Source organism: Pseudomonas sp. SCB32 (genome assembly GCF_009189165.1).
In the GTDB taxonomy this organism is placed as follows: domain Bacteria; phylum Pseudomonadota; class Gammaproteobacteria; order Pseudomonadales; family Pseudomonadaceae; genus Pseudomonas.
Genome location: NZ_CP045118.1, coordinates 4,801,240 through 4,819,282 on the forward strand (window position 1 = coordinate 4,801,240; position 18,043 = coordinate 4,819,282).

General features: G+C 63.9%; 16 protein-coding genes. 9 read left to right on the forward strand and 7 right to left on the reverse strand.

Annotation, left to right across the window (positions count from 1 at the left end; genetic code table 11):
* Positions 1–2: 2 nt before the first annotated feature.
* The 5 genes from GA645_RS21885 to GA645_RS21905 form a co-directional block, all read right to left on the reverse strand.
* Positions 3–494, reverse strand: a complete 492-nt coding sequence (locus GA645_RS21885; protein WP_152225380.1) for a hypothetical protein — start codon at positions 492–494, stop codon at positions 3–5.
* Positions 491–1,609 carry a PilW family protein gene (locus tag GA645_RS21890; RefSeq protein ID WP_152225382.1) on the reverse strand — a complete coding sequence of 373 codons (1,119 nt, stop codon included), beginning with the start codon at positions 1,607–1,609 and terminating at the stop codon, positions 491–493. Before GA645_RS21890 ends, GA645_RS21885 begins: the two co-directional genes overlap by 4 nt.
* Positions 1,606–2,163 (reverse strand): type IV pilus modification protein PilV, encoded by a 558-nt coding sequence (gene pilV / locus GA645_RS21895; RefSeq protein WP_178119589.1) that lies wholly within the window; start codon positions 2,161–2,163, stop codon positions 1,606–1,608. Before pilV ends, GA645_RS21890 begins: the two co-directional genes overlap by 4 nt.
* Positions 2,164–2,168: 5 nt before the next feature.
* Positions 2,169–2,561 carry a type IV pilin protein gene (locus GA645_RS21900; RefSeq protein WP_152225383.1) on the reverse strand — a complete coding sequence of 131 codons (393 nt, stop codon included), beginning with the start codon at positions 2,559–2,561 and terminating at the stop codon, positions 2,169–2,171.
* A 524-nt stretch (positions 2,562–3,085) separates the two neighbouring features.
* Positions 3,086–4,636, reverse strand: a complete 1,551-nt coding sequence (locus GA645_RS21905) for an EAL domain-containing protein (protein WP_152225385.1) — start codon at positions 4,634–4,636, stop codon at positions 3,086–3,088.
* Positions 4,637–4,806: 170 nt separating this feature from the next.
* On the opposite strand from GA645_RS21905, the gene GA645_RS21910 reads away from it, so the two are divergent.
* Positions 4,807–5,319: an RDD family protein gene (locus tag GA645_RS21910; RefSeq protein ID WP_152225387.1), complete on the forward strand. Its 513-nt coding sequence runs from the start codon at positions 4,807–4,809 to the stop codon at positions 5,317–5,319.
* Positions 5,320–5,392: 73 nt separating this feature from the next.
* Here GA645_RS21910 and lptG read toward each other — a convergent pair whose 3' ends face one another.
* Both lptG and lptF read right to left on the reverse strand, forming a co-directional pair.
* Positions 5,393–6,460, reverse strand: coding sequence for an LPS export ABC transporter permease LptG (lptG, locus tag GA645_RS21915; RefSeq protein WP_152225389.1), 1,068 nt, complete (start codon positions 6,458–6,460; stop codon positions 5,393–5,395).
* Positions 6,453–7,577, reverse strand: a complete 1,125-nt coding sequence (lptF, locus tag GA645_RS21920; RefSeq protein ID WP_152225391.1) for an LPS export ABC transporter permease LptF — start codon at positions 7,575–7,577, stop codon at positions 6,453–6,455. The genes lptG and lptF overlap by 8 nt, the downstream gene beginning before the upstream one ends.
* A gap of 201 nt (positions 7,578–7,778) precedes the next feature.
* Between lptF and GA645_RS21925 the strand changes: the two genes are divergently transcribed.
* The 8 genes from GA645_RS21925 (at position 7,779) to GA645_RS21960 (ending at position 18,028) form a co-directional block, all read left to right on the forward strand.
* The gene (locus GA645_RS21925) at positions 7,779–9,266 is read left to right on the forward strand and encodes a leucyl aminopeptidase (RefSeq protein ID WP_152225392.1); all 1,488 of its coding nucleotides are present in this window, start codon (positions 7,779–7,781) and stop codon (positions 9,264–9,266) included.
* A 34-nt stretch (positions 9,267–9,300) separates the two neighbouring features.
* Positions 9,301–9,729: a DNA polymerase III subunit chi gene (locus GA645_RS21930; protein ID WP_152225394.1), complete on the forward strand. Its 429-nt coding sequence runs from the start codon at positions 9,301–9,303 to the stop codon at positions 9,727–9,729.
* A gap of 19 nt (positions 9,730–9,748) precedes the next feature.
* Positions 9,749–10,129: a DNA polymerase III subunit chi gene (locus tag GA645_RS21935; RefSeq protein ID WP_152225396.1), complete on the forward strand. Its 381-nt coding sequence runs from the start codon at positions 9,749–9,751 to the stop codon at positions 10,127–10,129.
* A 196-nt stretch (positions 10,130–10,325) separates the two neighbouring features.
* The gene (locus GA645_RS21940) at positions 10,326–13,175 is read left to right on the forward strand and encodes a valine--tRNA ligase (protein WP_152225398.1); all 2,850 of its coding nucleotides are present in this window, start codon (positions 10,326–10,328) and stop codon (positions 13,173–13,175) included.
* A gap of 339 nt (positions 13,176–13,514) precedes the next feature.
* Complete coding sequence (locus tag GA645_RS21945; protein ID WP_152225400.1) at positions 13,515–15,170, forward strand: thiamine pyrophosphate-binding protein; 1,656 nt, start codon at positions 13,515–13,517, stop codon at positions 15,168–15,170.
* Between the two features lie 110 nt (positions 15,171–15,280).
* A complete protein-coding gene (locus GA645_RS21950; RefSeq protein ID WP_152225402.1) occupies positions 15,281–17,110 on the forward strand; it encodes an SLC13 family permease in 1,830 nt (609 codons plus the stop codon).
* A 32-nt stretch (positions 17,111–17,142) separates the two neighbouring features.
* A complete protein-coding gene (locus tag GA645_RS21955) occupies positions 17,143–17,439 on the forward strand; it encodes a helix-turn-helix domain-containing protein (protein ID WP_152225403.1) in 297 nt (98 codons plus the stop codon).
* A gap of 10 nt (positions 17,440–17,449) precedes the next feature.
* Positions 17,450–18,028: a VTT domain-containing protein gene (locus GA645_RS21960; RefSeq protein WP_152225405.1), complete on the forward strand. Its 579-nt coding sequence runs from the start codon at positions 17,450–17,452 to the stop codon at positions 18,026–18,028.
* Positions 18,029–18,043: the final 15 nt, after the last annotated feature.

Consider the following 18,043-nt stretch of genomic DNA (forward strand, 5'->3'; position numbering starts at 1 on the left):
ATTCATGCTCCGCACGCTGCGAGTTTCTGCGAATCGGTGAGTTGCACACGCACCCCCGAACGCACCTTGACTGCCGCACCGCTCACGTTGTCCGTCACCGAGGCATTCAGGGTCCAGGTGGTATTCCAGCTCTGAGTGCACATGTTCTTGGTCCCCATGCCACAGAGCGATGAATTGCCAGTCTGCCGCGCACCGCTGCACACCGGTGGCGCCACGATGACCGTATAGTCCGTGACACCGTCGTTGTTGATGTCGACATTGATCGGCTGCGTCCCTGTCGGAGTGGTGGCGAAGGACGAACCGATCACTTGCTGGATGCCGACGTTTGCAGCGGCAATGGCCTCATTGCGGAACTGCATGTTGCCCACCGCTTTCAGGTTGGTTCCGCTCAAGGTGTAGGCACTCCCCACCATCAGCATCAGCATCAACAGCATCACCAGGGTGACCACCAGGGTCGCCCCCCGCTGCTCCCCCGCCTTACCGTTTGTGCTCATGGCGTCTGCCTCCTGCGGGACACGTTCACCAACGCTGCGCTGGAAGTGAACAGGTGCCGCTTGTAGCTATCGGTGAACGGCCCGAGGGTGGCGCCCCCAAGGGCATACGTCTTGTCCGAGGTGTAGCCCGGCGCCACCGAACGGCTGCGCACCAGGACATAGAGCTTGGCTTCCACGACATTCATGAGGTCCGCCAGCGCACAGGAGCCTGCACCGCAATGGATGAAGCTGCCGTCCGCCGTCCCATCACCACGATTGGTCGGTGAAGTCTGGTTGGTGGGGTCGGTCCAGATAATCGCCTGGTCGTATCGCACGGCGCCGCCGGTCTTACTGATGTTGTCGATCCCCAGCTCGACGCGGAACGCCTCGATGCCCTCGATGAGTGGCACCGCCGCCTGCTGGCCGGTGACGGGCGTAGCGCCGCCAGAAGAGTCGAACTGCGAGCGCATCAGTGTGGGAATGCCATCTCCCGGCGTTACCGCATAAGTGCGCACGTAATAGATGTCGGTAACGTACTTTCGACTCTCAGCCAGGGCGAGGCAGTCGCGCTGATGCAGGACGAATCCGCCCGTGCCGAACACATAGGAGGAGGCCGGCTCGGTGCTGCAGGATGAAACCTGGAAATACACCTTACCCGCCGTAGAAGCCTCGCAGTTACCAACACCCGGAGAACAGGTAGCGACATGCCGGACCACCAGCACATCGGAATTGGTGGCCAGGTTGGTCACTATCCCGGAGCATCCCGCAGGAACCGCCGAAAAGGCCTGTACGGCGACGCCAAGCACGGCCGTCTTGTCCGCTGCCGTCCAGGTCGAGAAGTCTCCACATACCGGCGGCAGCGCCGCAGGAACGTCAGTCGGAACGTCGGACCAGGTCAGATCGTCGAACTGTGGGATATAGCCATTCCAGAATCCGGCATGGGACAGGTCTTCCTGCATCAGCTGCACCGCGAACCGACCATTTTCGATCAGCGCGTTGGTGTTGGCCATGTCGTCATTGGTTCGACGCAAATTCAGGTAGAGCGACAGGACGCCAACCATGATCAGCAGACCGATGGTCACGGCGACCATCATCTCTACCAGGGTGAACCCTCGCTGCTGGACAAGGCGCCTCATAGCGTGGCTACCCGCACGATGGTGGTCACCACACGGCGACAGAGATCATCTTTGCAGTCCGATGTACCACCACCATTGTACTGGCCGCTGCCGCAGGCCACGCTGGTGGGTGGCGCCGAAATCGGGCTCATGCCCTGCCAGGCCACGGTGATCAGGTACTGCCCGCTCCCCAGGGACTCGACGCAACCGCGCCCTCCCAGCATGGCGCCCGCCTTGACGTTTCCACCGCCGACTTCGGCGGCACCCTGCAGATTGTTGCACCAGTCGGCCAGGTCAGCCTGTTGGCGCGTGGCGGTACTGGTCGAACAGGTCATTCCAGCACCCACGGGGCTGGCGCTACCGGTGACGTAGTTGGCGGAGTTGTTCGGATTGGCAGTCATCCGACTGGACATATCGTTGAGCAGCAACAGCGCCTGGGCACGCTGATAGGACTCCATGTCCGATAACTGCATGCGCGTCTGCAGCTTGGCCAACCCGAGCAGGCCCAGAGAGATGATCAGGATGCTGACCAGCAACTCGATAAGGGTCAAACCACGCTGTCGAGAGAGAACCATAGCGCTCACCACTTTGCCGTCGGAGTCTTGTTGCCGATGCTGTCGAGGGTCAAGGCACCGTCACTGGCTTGCCTGCCGCTAGGGGTAAACGTGATGGTGTAGGTCGGCGGCGTTGCTGCGTTATTGACGGTGATGCTGTAGCTGTAGTTGCTCGACACATCACTGGTCAGTGTGTAGCCGCTGCTCGCCATCGCCGCCGAATCCGCATAGATGCGATTGGCCAACAGGTATTGCTGCTCGCGATTGGCGATGTCCATCATCTGCGCCTGCGCGGCCGAGCGCTTGCCACGGATGATGTACTGCTGATAGCTGGGATAGGCGATAGCCGCCAGAATGGCGACGATCGCGACAACAACCATCAATTCGATCAGGGTGAATCCACGGGAACGAATAGGCATTATTCGGACTCTTGTTCTTTAGCCTTCCAAGACAACTCTATTCGCGAAATGGCGAACTGCCATTCCATTGACCGGCAATTTGAGACCAGTCGTCGCTCAGCGTTGTATAGGAAATCAATCAACGAATAATTCACGGGACCAAATCCCTCGAAAGACCGACCCAAAACGGCTCAAAGCCAGCAAGGACGCGTCATTAGAGCGAACCCCTCCGATTGCGACAAGTGCTATAGCGAGCGCTCATAGCCATCGTTTTTTTAATCTTTTCCCTGAAATACGCGATCTATGGCAGCCAGGGGCTGAAACTCTCCCTTAAAACCAAATAACGGATGTCAAAAAAAAGTTAAGGAATTGCCAGCATCAATTCAAAAGTGTGAACCACTTATCAGTATCCCTTCTCCATCGCACCGGGTTTGGAAGCAGGACGCAGACGGGCCATTTGACCGAAACATTCCTCCAACGACCACGGCGGACAACAGCCCAAGCCATGGGTTGGACATGCTCTGAAAGCCCCTCCCGACAGGAAATCAGCCGGCGCTTTCGCGTCCTTCACGCAAAGCCTGCGCGAAAGCATCCAGCGGCATCGGCCTGCCAAACAAGTACCCCTGCAGCACATCCACCTTTCGCTCGTTCAGGTAGCGCCACTGCTCCTCGGTTTCCACACCTTCGGCGATGATCATCAGGTCCAGCTTGCCGCACAGCTCGACGATGCTGTCGAGGATACGCACTGAAAGCGCATCGACACCGATCATCGCAACGAAGCTCTTGTCGATCTTCAGTGCATCCACCTTGAAACGATGCAGATAGGCCAAGCTCGAGTTGCCGGTACCGAAATCATCGAGAGCGAGCCGGATTCCCTGGGCATCCAGGCGCTCGAACAACTGGTCAGTCAATTCGCTGGCGGCGATCAGCTCCCGCTCGGTCAGCTCCAGCACCAGGTTCAGCTGGTGCGGCAGGAACTTCGCCTGCAGCTTCAGGCAATCATCGAACAAGCCCGCTTCGCTGCAGTGCACGGCACTGATGTTGATGCCCAGATGAAAATCCGCCCCCAACAACTCGGCATAGGGAGCCAGTCCATCCCCCACCTGACGCATCAGGTCGCGCGTCATCGGCACGATCAGGCCCGAACGCTCGGCCATTGGGATGAACAGGTCCGGCCCGACCATACCCTCTCGCGGGTGCTGCCAACGCATCAACACCTCCGCGCCGACCCAGCGCCCATCACGCGCATCCACCAATGGCTGCAAGTAGGGGATGAACTCTCCGGCCATCAGTGCCCGCTCCAACTCCAGGCTCGGCGTCGCGGAACGCCCCCATAGCCAGTAGCAGGCCAATCCCGAGATGGCCCCCAGCATCAGCAGCAAGATGGCGAGCGGCAGTGCCTCCTGACGAATGTGACGCCACTGCGAACCCTCGGGATAGCCTCCTATCACCGCATACGGGAAGCGTTCGGAGACCAGGCGAATATGGCCGATCGGCAAAGGGGCGGGCTCCCCTTCATGCACATTCCCCTCTTCATCCATCCACGTCGCGCCGACCTGCAACTGCAGGTCACTGCGTTGATTGACCAGTTGCAGAGTGGTGCTCAGATAGCGCCCATCGACAGTGGCCAGTGCGCCGTACTCCCCTTTGACTTCGCGCAGGATCAGCACGGCAACCTTGGGCGTCACCGGATTGCCCGCCATCAGGCGCAAGCGTCCTTCCACGTAGGAAGCGCCCTCCAACGGCTCCTTGAAATCACCAAATAACGAGGTGCAGTAGATATCGTCACCCCGCGTGAGATTGACCGAGCGCACGAACGGAACCACAGCGACCTGTTCCCTCAGCACCAAGGTCGAGTCATTGCAGGGCTTACCCGCCTGCGAAAGCGCCACCCGGGCCGCCCCCTCGGCATTGCCCAGCATGAGATCGAACAGGCGCAGCGCCTCGCTGGAGGCCGTATGCGCCTCGACGGACATGCTTCGCAAGGCCTGCCAATAGATGATGATGCCGCCCAGCGTCAGGGGGAGCACCGCCATCGACAGGGCAAACACCAAGCGTGGCACCCGCCGGCGTCGGGCATAGTTGCGTAACGGCATCCTCGTTCCTTGCTGTGCGACCTTTCGCCTCGCTTCCTGGGAAGCGTCATGGGTGCAGCTTAGAACAGAGGTCGCTCGATAAAGGCCGAATCTGGCCGGAAAACGTATAATCCCGCCCGACTCATCCAGGGCACCGCCCTGCCGACCCACGATTCGCTCCAGAAGGCGCCATGTCCAGACCGCAGCTCCAGCCCGCGGGAAACTTCCCGCCCGCCACGCTCATCCGCCGCTTTGCCGCCATGTTCTATGACTTCCTGCTCTGTGTGGCACTGATGATGGTCGTGACCCTGATCTATCAGCAGGGCTTCCTGCGGCTCATCTATGGCAGCGAGAAGCTCAAGCAACTGGCCGACCAGGGCGGCTTGATCGGCGACCCGCTGCTGTCCAGCCTGTTGTTCATCAGCCTGTTCGCCTTCTTCGCCAAGTTCTGGACTCATAACGGCCAAACCCTCGGCATGCAGGTCTGGGGCATCCGCGTACAGAACGCCAACGGCTCGCGGATCAGCCTGCTACAGGCGTTGCTGCGCTTCGTGATTTCCATTGGTTCCTGGGCCTGCCTGGGCCTGGGCTTCCTGTGGATGCTCTGGGACAAGGACAAGCGAACCTGGCAGGACCGTTACTCGGAGAGCGTGGTGATCCAGATTCCCAAGGAAGTACGCAAGACGACCCAAGGACGGAGCTGAGCCCTTACCTGAGCCCGAACAAAAAAAAGCCCGCCAATTGGCGGGCTTTTCGTTGCTTCGAGCAGGGGCGCGGTCACCCCGCCCGTCGAAGCAGCAACGCTCCCAGGAAGGCGCAGATTGCCGCCGGCACCAGCACCGCCAGCAACGGCGGGAAGTTGAAGACCTGGCTGGAAGGGCCGAGCAGATCCTGGGCAATGCGGAAGGAGAAGCCCACGAGCACGCCGGTGAACACGCGCTGCCCCAGCGTCACGCTGCGCAGCGGGCCGAAGATGAAGGAAATCGCCATCAGCACCAGCGCAGCCGTGACCGCCGGCTGCAGGATCTTGGTCCAGAACGCCAGCCAATAGCGATTGGCGCTCAACCCCTGGTCCTCCAGGTAATGGATGTAGCTCCACAACCCGCTGATGGACAGGGCTTCAGGCTCCATCACAACCGTATTCAGCAGTTGCGGAGTGAGCTGGATATTCCATGGTTCGTACTGCGCCTCACGCACTTCGCTGCGCTTCTCATCCATATGCAGCACCGTGGTGGTGACGTTCTCCAGCACCCACTGGTTGTCACGGAAGCGCGCACGCTTGGCGAAGCTGGAAGTCTGCAGACGACGTGCTTCGTCGAAGTCGTAGCGGGTCACGCCCAGCAGGACCCCATCCGAACGCACCACGTTGATCTGGATGAACTCGCGTCCCTGGCGGTGCCACAGGCCGGACGTCGAGTTCGTCACCCCGCCACCGCTCTGCGCCAGGGCACGGTCGTTCTGGGCCATGGTCTCGGTGTAAGGCACCACGTATTCGCCCAGCAGGATGCCGGCGCACATCAGCACCAGCATCGGTTTCATGACTGCCCAGACGATGCGCTGCAGCGATACGCCAGCGGCGCGCATGATGGTCAGCTCGCTGTTGCTGGCCAGGGTGCCGAGACCCACAAGGCAGCCGATCAGCGCAGCCATCGGCAGCATGTCGTAGGCGCGGCTGGGCGCGGTGAGAAGCACGAACTTGAGGGCATCAACGAGCGTGTAGGTGTCGTTGATCTGGCCCAGTTGATCGACGAACGCGAACAGTTCGGCCAGGCCGAGGATCACCCCGAGCACGGCGAGGATGGAGATGAAAACGGTGATGCCGATGTAACGATCCAGCTTACGCATGGTTCAGCCCCCGCGCAGATTTCGCCTGTGCGGCGGCGAGCTTGAGCCGCAGCGGCTCCCAATACAGCAACAGCAATCCGATGCTCAGGAACAGGGCATGGATCCACCACAGTCCCAACGCCAGGGGGATCTTGCCCTTGTCGAGCATGCCGCGGCCGGCGATCAGCAGCGCAAGGTACGCCATATAAAGCAGAACCGCCGGCAGCAGCTTGAGGAAACGCCCCTGACGCGGATTGACCCTCGAGAGCGGAACCGCCAGCACGGTGACCACGAAGACCAGCAGCGGAATCGAGAGGCGCCATTGCAGCTCGGACTTCATCCGCACGTCAGTACTGCTGATCAGCTCGGAGGTGGGAATGGCGTCACGGTCATCGATCTCGCTGCTGACTTCCGGCTTGGGCAGCAGCACGCCGTAGGTGTCGTACTTGATCACCCGGTAGTCGGCCTGTCCCGGCGTGCCGTCGTAGCGATAGCCGTCCTTGAGGATCAGGTAGCGACTGCCATCGGCATGGATCTGCTGTTCGCCAGTGTTCGCCACCAGCACCGAAGCCCCGCCGTCCTTACCATTACGCGGCGGATTCTTGTCGGCAATGAATACGCCGCCCAGTTGCGTACGCTCATTGGCCAGGGTCTCGGTGTAGGTCACGCGCGAGCCTTCGCGCATCGACTGGAACCGCCCCGGCGCCAGGGTATCGAACTCGGTCATCGCATCCTGCTTGTTCAGCAGCAATTGCATCTGAGTAATACCCTGCGGCGCCGCCCACAGGCTCAGCCAGGCAACGACCAGCGACACCAGCAGCGCAGGGGCCAGGCTATAGACCGTCAGGCGCTGCTGGCTCATGCCGGTAGCGGTCAGCACCGTCATCTCGCTGTCCAGGTACAGCCGCCCGTACGCCAGCAGGATGCCCAGGAACAGCCCCAGCGGCAGGATCAGCTGGAGGAAGCCCGGCAGGCGCACGCCCATGATCATGAACAGCGAGCCCGGATCGAGCATGCCTTGGGCGGCCTGCGCCAGGTACTTGATGAAACGGCCGCTCATGATGATCACCAGCAACACGGCGCTCACCGCGCTCATGGTGATCAGCACTTCACGGGACAGATAACGGAAGACAATCAAACCGGACACTCCAGGGTTGTCACGCTCAGCCGGCTACGCTCAAACTAGCCGTCGTGAAGCGTTTGCCGGCCCGCGCGAGCGCGATCCAGCGAAAATAGCCGGCATTATCCTGCGATTCGCCAGGCCTGTCACTGCACAGTCTGCCTGAGCCTCGCGGACCACCTTGCCATCGTGAGCCTTTTGTCCTGGGGACACCAAGCCATGGAATTCCTTGTAAAAAGCGTACGCCCGGAAACCCTGAAAACCGCCACCCTGGTCATCGCCGTGGGCGAAGGCCGCAAGCTCGGCGCCACCGCCAAGGCCGTTGACGACGTCACCGGCGGTGCCATCGGCACCCTGCTCAAGCGTGGCGACCTGGCGGGCAAGGTCGGGCAGACGCTACTCCTGCAAGATTTGCCGAACATTAAGGCCGAGCGCGTGCTGCTGGTCGGCGCCGGCAAAGAGCGCGACCTCTCCGACCGCGCCTACCGCAAACTGGTTTCCTCGGTCCTCTCCAGCCTGAAGAACCTGGGTGGCGCCGACGCCGTCCTGGCCCTGGGCGACCTCGCCGTGAAAGGCCGCAACGCCCACGGCAAGGCCCGCCTGCAGGTGGAAACCCTGGCCGACGGCACCTACGTCTTCGACCGCTTCAAGAGCCAGAAGGCCGAAGCGCCGAAGCTGAAGAAGATCACCCTGCTGGTCGACAAGGCCGATACCGCCGCCGTCGAACAAGGCGCCAAGGAAGCCCAGGCCATCGCCAACGGCATGGCCCTGACCCGCGACCTGGGCAACCTGCCGCCGAACCTCTGCCACCCGACCTTCCTCGGTGAGCAGGCCAAGGCCATGGCCAAGGAGCACAAGGGACTGAAGGTCGAGGTCCTCGACGAGAAGAAACTCCGCGAGCTGGGCATGGGCTCCTTCCTTGCCGTCGCCCAGGGCAGCGACCAGCCGCCGCGTCTGATCGTGCTGCAGTACAACGGCGGCAAGAAGGACGAGGCGCCCCACGTACTGGTCGGCAAGGGCATCACCTTCGACACCGGTGGCATCAGCCTCAAGCCCGGCCTGGGCATGGACGAGATGAAGTTTGACATGTGCGGCGCCGCCTCCGTGTTCGGCACCTTCCGCGCCGTGCTGGAACTGCAGCTGCCGATCAACCTGGTGGGCGTGATGGCCTGCGCCGAGAACATGCCCAGCGGCGGCGCCACCCGTCCGGGCGACATCGTCACCACCATGAGCGGACAGACCGTCGAAATCCTCAACACCGACGCCGAAGGCCGCCTGGTGCTGTGCGACGCACTGACCTACGTCGAACGCTTCAAGCCGCAGTCCGTGGTGGACATCGCCACCCTGACCGGCGCCTGCATCGTCGCCCTGGGCTCCAACACCTCGGGCCTGATGGGCAACAACGACGCCCTGATCAAGCAACTGCTCAAGGCCGGTGAAGTCGCCGACGACCGCGCCTGGCAGCTGCCGCTGTTCGACGAGTACCAGGAGCAGCTCGACAGCCCCTTCGCCGACATCGCCAACATCGGCGGGCCGAAGGCCGGCACCATCACCGCTGGCTGCTTCCTGTCGCGCTTCGCCAAGAAGTTCCACTGGGCGCACCTGGACATCGCCGGCACCGCCTGGATCAGCGGTGGCAAGGACAAGGGTGCCACTGGCCGCCCGGTTCCGCTGCTGACCCAGTACCTGCTGGATCGCGCCAAGTAATGGCACAGTGCAACCTGCCGATGGGATCGAACGCATGACGCGCGTAGACTTCTACGTCATTCCCAGCGCCGATCCCGACGCACGCCTGACCATCGCCTGCCGCCTGGCCGAAAAGGCCTGGCGGCAAGGCATGCGCATCTTCGTGCTGTGCTCGGACGAGGACCAGCGTGAAGCGCTGGATGCTCGCCTGTGGAACTTCCGTGGCGAAACCTTCATCCCACACAATGCGGTGGAAGAAGACGCCGACTCACCGGTGGTTCTCGCCCTCGGCGAGCCGCCGGAGAGCCACCGGGACCTGCTGATCAACCTGACCCTGGCCATTCCCAACTGCGTCGACCGCTTCAACCGGGTCGCCGAACTGGTAATCGAGGAACCGGCAATTCGTCAGGCCGCGCGGGAGAATTTCCGACGCTACCGCGAGCAGGGCTATCCTTTGCAGGACCACCGCCTGCCACGCCCTTGAGAACGTTTCAGCCAAGACCATGGACAGCCGTAAGCCTCCGCACGACCCCGACCACCTGCTGGAAGACCTGAAATCGATCCAGGAACTGCTGGACGAGTCAGGCGTCGAGCCGCCGCTGCTCACCGAATCCTTCGAGCCGGACAACATTCCACTGCTGTCCGACGTCGTCACGCCTGCGCAGCAACCGCCGGAACTGCCGGCCGCCAAGCCCGCCGAGCCCGCCGAGCCGAAAGTCTCGGAACAAGCCAGCGACCTCAATCGCCTGGACCTGGAGCTGCGCGCCGCCGCCCATCTGATCCTGCAGGACGTGATCGATGACTTCGCGCCGCAGATCGAAGCCGAGCTCAAGCGTCGCCTGGAAGCCCGGATGCAGCGTCTGCTGGCCCAGCGCAAGAGCTGATTGCCCGCTCTGCGCACGCGGAAACGCCGGAGCCAACCTATAGGAGCGCCCCGTGGGTGCTATCGCGGGCAGGGCCCGCTCCTACAGGCGAGCATCGGCGCGATCACCATCAGCAAGCCCCCGGTGGCCTGATCTCCCCGCCTCCCGTTATACTCAGCGGTTTTCCGTCTAGCCTTATCAGGGTCCCGCCGCGCTCATGGACAAGACCTACCAGCCCCACGCCATCGAATCCCACTGGTATCCCCTGTGGGAACAGAACAACTATTTCGCCCCGCAAGGTTCCGGCGAGCCGTACACCATCATGATCCCGCCGCCGAACGTCACCGGCAGCCTGCACATGGGTCACGGCTTCAACAACGCCATTATGGACGCGCTGATCCGCTATCGCCGCATGCAGGGCCGCAACACCCTGTGGCAGCCGGGTACCGACCACGCCGGCATCGCCACCCAGATGGTGGTGGAGCGCCAGCTGGCCGCCCAAGGCATCGCCCGTCATGACCTGGGTCGCGAGAAGTTCCTGGAGAAGGTCTGGGAGTGGAAGGACCAGTCCGGCGGCACCATCACTCGCCAGATCCGCCGCCTGGGTTCCTCCGTGGACTGGTCGCGCGAGCGCTTCACCATGGACGACGGCCTGTCCAACGCGGTGAAGGAAGCCTTCGTGCGCCTGCACGAGGACGGCCTGATCTACCGTGGCAAGCGTCTGGTCAACTGGGACACCAAGTTCCACACCGCCATTTCCGACCTGGAAGTGGAGAACCATGATGAGAAGGGCCACCTCTGGCACCTGCGTTACCCGCTCGCCGACGGTCACAAGACCGCCGACGGCAAGGACCACCTGATCGTCGCCACCACCCGCCCGGAAACCCTGCTCGGTGACAGCGCGGTCGCCGTGCACCCGGAAGACGAGCGTTACGCCGCCCTGATCGGCACCTTCGTCGACCTGCCGCTGGTGGGTCGACGCATCCCGATCATCGCCGACGACTACGTCGACCGCGAGTTCGGCACCGGCTGCGTGAAGATCACCCCGGCCCACGACTTCAACGACTATGAAGTCGGCAAGCGCCACGACCTGCCGCTGATCAACATCTTCGACAAGGACGCCGCCGTCCTCGCCGTCGCCCAGGTGTTCAAGCTCGATGGCAGCGTCAACGCCGAACTGGACGCCAGCCTGCCGGCTGCCTATGCCGGCATGGACCGCTTCGTTGCGCGCAAGCAGATCGTCTCTGACATGGAAGCCGCCGGCTTCCTCGACAAGATCGATGACCACGCGCTGAAAGTGCCCAAGGGCGACCGCTCCGGCACCATCATCGAGCCCTGGCTGACCGACCAGTGGTACGTCTCCACCAAGCCGCTGGCCGAACCCGCCATCGCCGCCGTGGAAGATGGCCGCATCCAGTTCGTGCCCAAGCAGTACGAGAACATGTACTTCAGCTGGATGCGCGACATCCAGGACTGGTGCATCAGCCGCCAGCTGTGGTGGGGCCACCGCATCCCCGCCTGGTACGACGACGCCGGCAACGTCTACGTCGGCCGCAACGAGGCCGAAGTGCGCGCCAAGCACAACCTGGGCGACGCCAGCCTGCGCCAGGACGAAGACGTGCTGGACACCTGGTTCAGCTCAGGCCTGTGGACCTTCTCCACCCTCGGCTGGCCGGAACAGACCGAATACCTGAAGACCTTCCACCCCACCGACGTGCTGGTGACCGGCTTCGACATCATCTTCTTCTGGGTTGCGCGCATGATCATGCTGACCATGCACCTGATCAAGAATGGCGATGGCACCGCGCAGATCCCGTTCAAGACCGTCTACGTCCACGGTCTGGTGCGTGACGGCCAGGGCCAGAAGATGTCCAAGTCCAAGGGCAACGTGCTCGACCCGCTGGACATCGTCGATGGCATCACCTTGGACGAGCTGCTGGAGAAACGCACCAGTGGCATGATGCAGCCCAAGCTCGCCGAGAAGATCGCCAAGCAGACCAAGGCCGAGTTCCCCGAAGGCATCTCCAGCTACGGAACCGACGCCCTGCGCTTCACCTTCTGCTCGCTGGCATCCACCGGGCGCGACATCAAGTTCGACATGGGCCGCGTCGAGGGTTACCGCAACTTCTGCAACAAGCTGTGGAACGCCGCCAACTTCGTCATCGAGAACACCGATGGCAAGGACACCGGCGTGAATGGCGAGCCGGTCGAGCTGTCCTCGGTGGACCGCTGGATCATCTCCGCCCTGCAGCGCACCGAGATCGAAGTAGCGCGCCAGCTGGACGCCTTCCGCTTCGACCTGGCCACCCAGGCCCTCTACGAGTTCATCTGGGACGAGTACTGCGCCTGGTACCTGGAGCTGGTCAAGCCGGTACTGTGGGACGAGAACGCGCCCATCGAACGCCAGCGCGGCACCCGTCGCACCCTGGCGCGCGTGCTGGAAACCGCACTGCGCCTGGCGCATCCGTTCATGCCGTTCATCACCGAGGAAATCTGGCAACGCATCAAGGCGTCCGCTGCCAAGACCGGTGACACCCTGATGCTGCAACCCTGGCCGATCGCCGACGAGGCGAAGATCGACGCCGCCGCCGAAGGCGACATCGAGTGGGTCAAGGCCCTGATGCTGGGCATCCGCCAGATCCGTGGCGAGATGAACATCTCCATGGCCAAGCGTATCGACCTGGTGCTGAACAACGCATCGCCCGAGGATCACCGCCGCCTGGCCGACAACGAGCCGCTGCTGATGAAGCTGGCCAAGCTCGAGACCATCCGCGTGCTGGACGAAGGCGAAGAGCCGCCGATGTCCGCCACCGCGCTGGTCGGCGACCTGCAGGTGCTGGTGCCGATGGCCGGCCTGATCGACAAGGCCGCCGAGATGGCCCGCCTGGACAAGGAAATCCAGCGCCTGGAAGGCGAAGTCAAACGCGTGGGCGGCAAGCTGTCCAACGAAGGCTTCGTCGCCAAGGCCCCGGCCGACGTGATCGAGAAGGAACGCGCCAAGCTGGCGGAAGCCGAGCAGGCGGTGACCAACCTGATCCAGCAGCGCGAGAAGATCGCCAGTCTGTAAGGCGTCATCCACAAGGCCCGCAAATGCGGGCCTTGTGCTTTTCGGGGCCACAAATCCCTCCGCGTCCCCAACGATCAACTGTAGGAGCGCGCCATGCGCGCGATCGCGGGCATGGCCCGCTCCTACGGCGCTTAGACTCACTCTGGCAAACAAGCTACGTCACCACTCCAGGCAGATCGATGCTGCCCTCGTCATTCCCCCACGGAATGACCTCGCGAAGAATGGTCACTTGGCGCCCGCCGCGCTTTACACCGAAGATCGCAACGCCGGGCCGCTCCAGGGGCTCGTCGGCACTCTGCCCGGAGCGGCCCCGGCATCAGCCCAAGGAGCCCGAAGTCCATGTCCGACCTCCCCGTCCGCAATGGCGGCCAGATCCTCGTCGAAGCCCTGCTGCGCAATGCGGTCGATACCGTCTACTGCATCCCCGGCGAAAGCTACCTTCCGGTGCTCGATGCCCTGCACGACGCCCACTCGATCAGCACCATCGTCACCCGCCACGAAGGCGCCGCCTCGAACATGGCCGATGCCTACGGCAAGCTCACCGGGCGCCCGGGCATCTGTTTCGTCACCCGAGGGCCGGGGGCCACCCACGCGGCCAACGGCGTGCACACGGCCAAGCAGGATTCGACGCCGATGATCCTTTTCGTCGGCCAGGTGGAAAGTGCCTTCATGGGCCGCGAGGCCTTCCAGGAGGTGGATTACCGGCAGATGTTCGGCGGCCTGGCCAAATGGGCCACGGAGATCGACGACATCCGCCGCATCCCCGAAGTGGTCGCCCAGGCCTTCGCCGTGGCCCAGTCCGGACGCCCCGGTCCGGTGGTGGTGGGCCTGCCGGAGGAAGTGCTGTTCGGCTCGGCTCCCGTAGCCGATATCCCCGCTCCGCGCATCGCGCAGAGCACCCCGCCACAGGAGTCGATGGAGGAACTGCGCAACCTGCTCGCCCGTGCCCGCAAACCGCTGCTGGTGGTCGGCGGCACAGGCTGGGATGACGCCTCGCGCCATGCCTTGCAACGCTTCGCCAAGGCCAATGATCTGCCGGTGGTGGCCTCGTTCCGCCGCCAGGACCTCTACGACAACCGCGACGCCCAGTACGCCGGCCAGCTCGGCTTTGGCGCCTCGCCCAAGCTCACCGCGCGGGTGCAGGAAGCCGACCTGCTGCTGGTGCTCGGCTCGCGCCTGAGCGAGACGCCCAGCGCCGGCTACACCCTGGTGCAAAGTCCGCGCCCCACGCAGACGCTGATCCACATCCACCCGGACGCCAGCGAACTGGGCAGGGTCTATCAGGCCGACCTGCCCATGCAGGCCAGCATGCCGGCCATTGCCGCGGCCCTCGACGCTCTGCCGGCCCTGGCCGAACGTCCCTGGGCCGAATGGACCGCCGCCGCCCGCGCCGACTACCTGGCTTACTCCACACCAACTGCCAGTCCGGCAGAACTGAACGGTGTGGACCTGGCCGCCGTGGTCGGCCACCTCAGCGAAGTCCTTCCCGATGACGCGGTGATCAGCAATGGCGCCGGCAACTATGCGGTCTGGGTGCATCGCTTCTACCGCTACCGCGTCGCGCGCTGCCAGTTGGCGCCCACCAACGGCGCAATGGGCTACGGCTTCCCGGCAGCGATCGCCGCCAAACTGCGCGACCCGCAGCGCAGCGTGGTGTGCTTTGCAGGCGACGGCTGCTTCATGATGTACCCGCAGGAACTGGCCACCGCCGTGCAGTACGGCGCCGCGCTGATCGTCATCGTGGTCAACAACGGCATGCTCGGCACCATCCGCATGCACCAGGAACGCGAATACCCTGGCCGCATCAGTGCGACCGAGCTGCGCAACCCCGACTTCGTCGCCCTGGCCAAGGCCTTTGGTGCCCACGGCGAACGGGTCGAACGCACCGAGGACTTCGCCGCCGCTTTCGAGCGTGCCCAGGCCAGTGGAAAACCGGCGCTGCTCGAGTTGCGCACCGACCCACGGCAGATCACTCCAGTGGCTCGCCTGCCATAGAACCCGTGCGACTGCACGCCAGCGCCAGGCTTCGCTAAGCTGCACCGGATCAAGGCATTGCGCCCGCCCCTGCGGGCACAATGTCTGCCGACATACCGCTAGGGAAGCGCATGAGTCTGCCACTGATCTGGGTCCTGTTCCTGCTTGCCACCGCCGTGGCGTTGTTCGTCATCAACCGCCCGCGCATGGACGTGGTCGCCCTGTTGGTGATGGTCGCCCTGCCCCTCTCCGGGGTGATCAGCGTGCAGGAGTCACTGGCCGGCTTCGCCGATCCCAACGTGGTGCTGATCGCCGCACTGTTCGTTATCGGCGAAGGGCTGGTGCGCACCGGCGTGGCCTACCGCATCGGCGAATGGCTGACCCGCCGCGCCGGCGCCAGCGAAACGCGCCTGCTGGTGCTGCTGATGCTCGCCGTGGCCGGGCTGGGCTCGGTGATGAGCTCCACCGGGGTGGTCGCTATCTTCATTCCCGTGGTCCTGAGCATCGCTGCGCGCCTGCACGTCTCGCCGCGCCGGCTGATGATGCCGCTGAGCTTCGCCGGGCTGATCAGCGGCATGCTCACCCTGGTCGCCACTGCGCCCAACGTGGTAGTGCACAGCGAACTGGTGCGCGAAGGCGCTAACGGTTTCGGCTTCTTCAGTTTCACCCCCTTCGGCCTGGTCATCCTCGTCCTGGGCATCGGCTACATGCTGGTGGCCCGCCGCTGGCTGGGCGACGATGACGGCGACGCCGGGCAGCGCGCCAAGCGTCGCACCCTGAGCGACCTGATCCGCGACTATCAGCTGGCCGGCCGCGAACGCCGCCTGCGCATCCGCGCCGACTCGCAACTGGTGGGCATGAGCCTGGGCGACGTGGAGCTGCGCGCCCGCGCGGGCACCAACGTGGTCGCCATCGAGCGCATGGTGCACTTCCGCCTGAAGATCTTCGGCCCCACCGCCAATATCACCCTGCACGCCGGCGACGTGCTGCTGGTGGACATCTACGGCGAGCGCGGCGACCTGCTGGGCCTGTACCACGAGTACGGCCTGGAACCGTTGAGCCTGCAGGGCGACTACTTCACCGAACGCGCCCACGAAGTGGGCATGGCCGAAGTGACGCTGCCGCCGGAATCCACGCTGCTGGGCAAAAGCGTGCTGGAGCTGGAGTTCCGCAGCCAGTTCGGCCTCAACGTGGTGGGCCTGCGGCGCAACCGCGAGGCGCTGGTGGACGGTCTGCTGGAGGCCAAGCTGAAGGTCGGCGACACCCTGCTGGTGATCGGCGCGTGGAAGGACATCCGCCAGCTCCAGGCCCGTGGCCGCGACTTCCTGGTGCTCAGCTTGCCCGCCGAGGTGGACGAAGCCGCCCCGGCCGCCAGCCAAGCCCCCCACGCGCTGTTCAGCCTGGCGGTGATGGTGATCCTGATGGTCAGCGGGCTGGTGCCCAATGTCATGGCCGCGCTGATCGGCTGCCTGCTGATGGGTGCATTTCGTTGCATCGACATGGACAGCGCCTACCGCTCCATCCACTGGCAGAGCCTGCTGCTGATCGTCGGCATGCTGCCCTTCGCCCTGGCCCTGCAGAAGACTGGCGGCATCACCCTGGTGGTCAACGGCCTGGTGGGTGTTCTTGGCGAGGCCGGGCCCTACGCCATCCTCGCCAGCCTGTTCGTGCTCACCGCGCTGATTGGCCTGTTCATCTCCAATACCGCCACCGCCGTGCTCATGGCGCCGGTCGCCATCGCTACGGCGAAAGCCCTGGGCGCGTCGCCCCAGGCCTTCGCGATGATCGTCGCGCTGGCTGCCTCGGCGGCCTTCATGACACCGATTTCCTCGCCGGTTAACACCCTGGTGCTGGGCCCCGGGCGCTATCGATTCGGAGATTTCGTCAAGGTTGGCGTACCTTTCACGATTCTGGTGATGATCGTCAGCGTTCTGCTGGTACCCTGGCTGCTGCCGCTGTAGCGGTCCAACAAGGCCAACAAGGAAACGTCTCGATGGAAGTGAGCAAGACGAAAAGCAGTTTCTACCGCCGCCTCTACGTCGCCTGGCTGATCGACAGCGGCACCGCCACCAGCGTCCCGGCGCTGATGGAGGCCACCGGCATGCCCCGGCGCACCGCCCAGGACACCCTGGCCGCGCTGGCCGACCTCGACATCGACTGCGCCTTCGAGCAGCACGACGGCGAGCGCAACAATGCCGGCCACTACCGCATCCGCGATTGGGGCGCCATCGATCCGCACTGGATCGTCCAGCACCTGGCGCAGATCAAGGACGTCCTGCAGTATCCCTGAGCCCACCCGCATGCCGTCCCTCCCACCCCTGATCTGGCGCTCCCGCCGACTGATCCTGCTGCTGGCCTTCGCCCTGGTGCTCTTCGCGCTCTACCGCGCCAGCGGCCTGCACGAGGACTTCAGCCTCGACTACCTGCGCAGTGAACTGCAGGACAACCGCCTGCGCGGCCTGCTGCTGTTCGTCGGGCTCTTCGCCCTGGGCAACCTGCTGCACATCCCCGGCCTGCTGTTCCTCGCCGCCGCCGTGCTGGCGCTGGGCAAGCTGTGGGGCGGGCTGATCACCTACGGCGCGGCGGTGTTCTCCTGTGGCTTCACCTTCCTGGTGATACGCGCGGTGGGTGGCAACGGCCTCCGCCTGTTGAACAATCGGCTGACCCGAGCGGTATTCAGCCACCTCGACCAGCGCCCGGCCACCAGCGTGTTTCTCCTGCGCCACGCCTTCATCACCGCGCCGACGCTGAACTACAGCCTGGCGCTGTCGGGCATAGGCTTCCGGCCCTACATGCTCGGCACCCTGCTCGGACTGCCCCTGCCCCTGCTGCTGTGCTGCCTGCTGTTCGACCGTCTGAGCAACGTGCTGCTCGGCTGAAGCGCCCATCTGTGG

Coding starts and splice junctions, on each gene's coding strand:
- GA645_RS21930 (WP_152225394.1), top strand. CDS start 9,301: ATGACGCGCGTAGACTTCTACGTCATTCCCAGCGCCGATCCCGACGCA.
- GA645_RS21890 (WP_152225382.1), bottom strand. CDS start 1,609: ATGAGGCGCCTTGTCCAGCAGCGAGGGTTCACCCTGGTAGAGATGATG.
- GA645_RS21905 (WP_152225385.1), bottom strand. CDS start 4,636: ATGCCGTTACGCAACTATGCCCGACGCCGGCGGGTGCCACGCTTGGTG.
- GA645_RS21940 (WP_152225398.1), top strand. CDS start 10,326: ATGGACAAGACCTACCAGCCCCACGCCATCGAATCCCACTGGTATCCC.
- GA645_RS21935 (WP_152225396.1), top strand. CDS start 9,749: ATGGACAGCCGTAAGCCTCCGCACGACCCCGACCACCTGCTGGAAGAC.
- GA645_RS21900 (WP_152225383.1), bottom strand. CDS start 2,561: ATGCCTATTCGTTCCCGTGGATTCACCCTGATCGAATTGATGGTTGTT.
- lptG (WP_152225389.1), bottom strand. CDS start 6,460: ATGCGTAAGCTGGATCGTTACATCGGCATCACCGTTTTCATCTCCATC.
- GA645_RS21960 (WP_152225405.1), top strand. CDS start 17,450: ATGCCGTCCCTCCCACCCCTGATCTGGCGCTCCCGCCGACTGATCCTG.
- GA645_RS21955 (WP_152225403.1), top strand. CDS start 17,143: ATGGAAGTGAGCAAGACGAAAAGCAGTTTCTACCGCCGCCTCTACGTC.
- GA645_RS21910 (WP_152225387.1), top strand. CDS start 4,807: ATGTCCAGACCGCAGCTCCAGCCCGCGGGAAACTTCCCGCCCGCCACG.
- GA645_RS21925 (WP_152225392.1), top strand. CDS start 7,779: ATGGAATTCCTTGTAAAAAGCGTACGCCCGGAAACCCTGAAAACCGCC.
- GA645_RS21885 (WP_152225380.1), bottom strand. CDS start 494: ATGAGCACAAACGGTAAGGCGGGGGAGCAGCGGGGGGCGACCCTGGTG.
- GA645_RS21950 (WP_152225402.1), top strand. CDS start 15,281: ATGAGTCTGCCACTGATCTGGGTCCTGTTCCTGCTTGCCACCGCCGTG.
- pilV (WP_178119589.1), bottom strand. CDS start 2,163: ATGGTTCTCTCTCGACAGCGTGGTTTGACCCTTATCGAGTTGCTGGTC.
- GA645_RS21945 (WP_152225400.1), top strand. CDS start 13,515: ATGTCCGACCTCCCCGTCCGCAATGGCGGCCAGATCCTCGTCGAAGCC.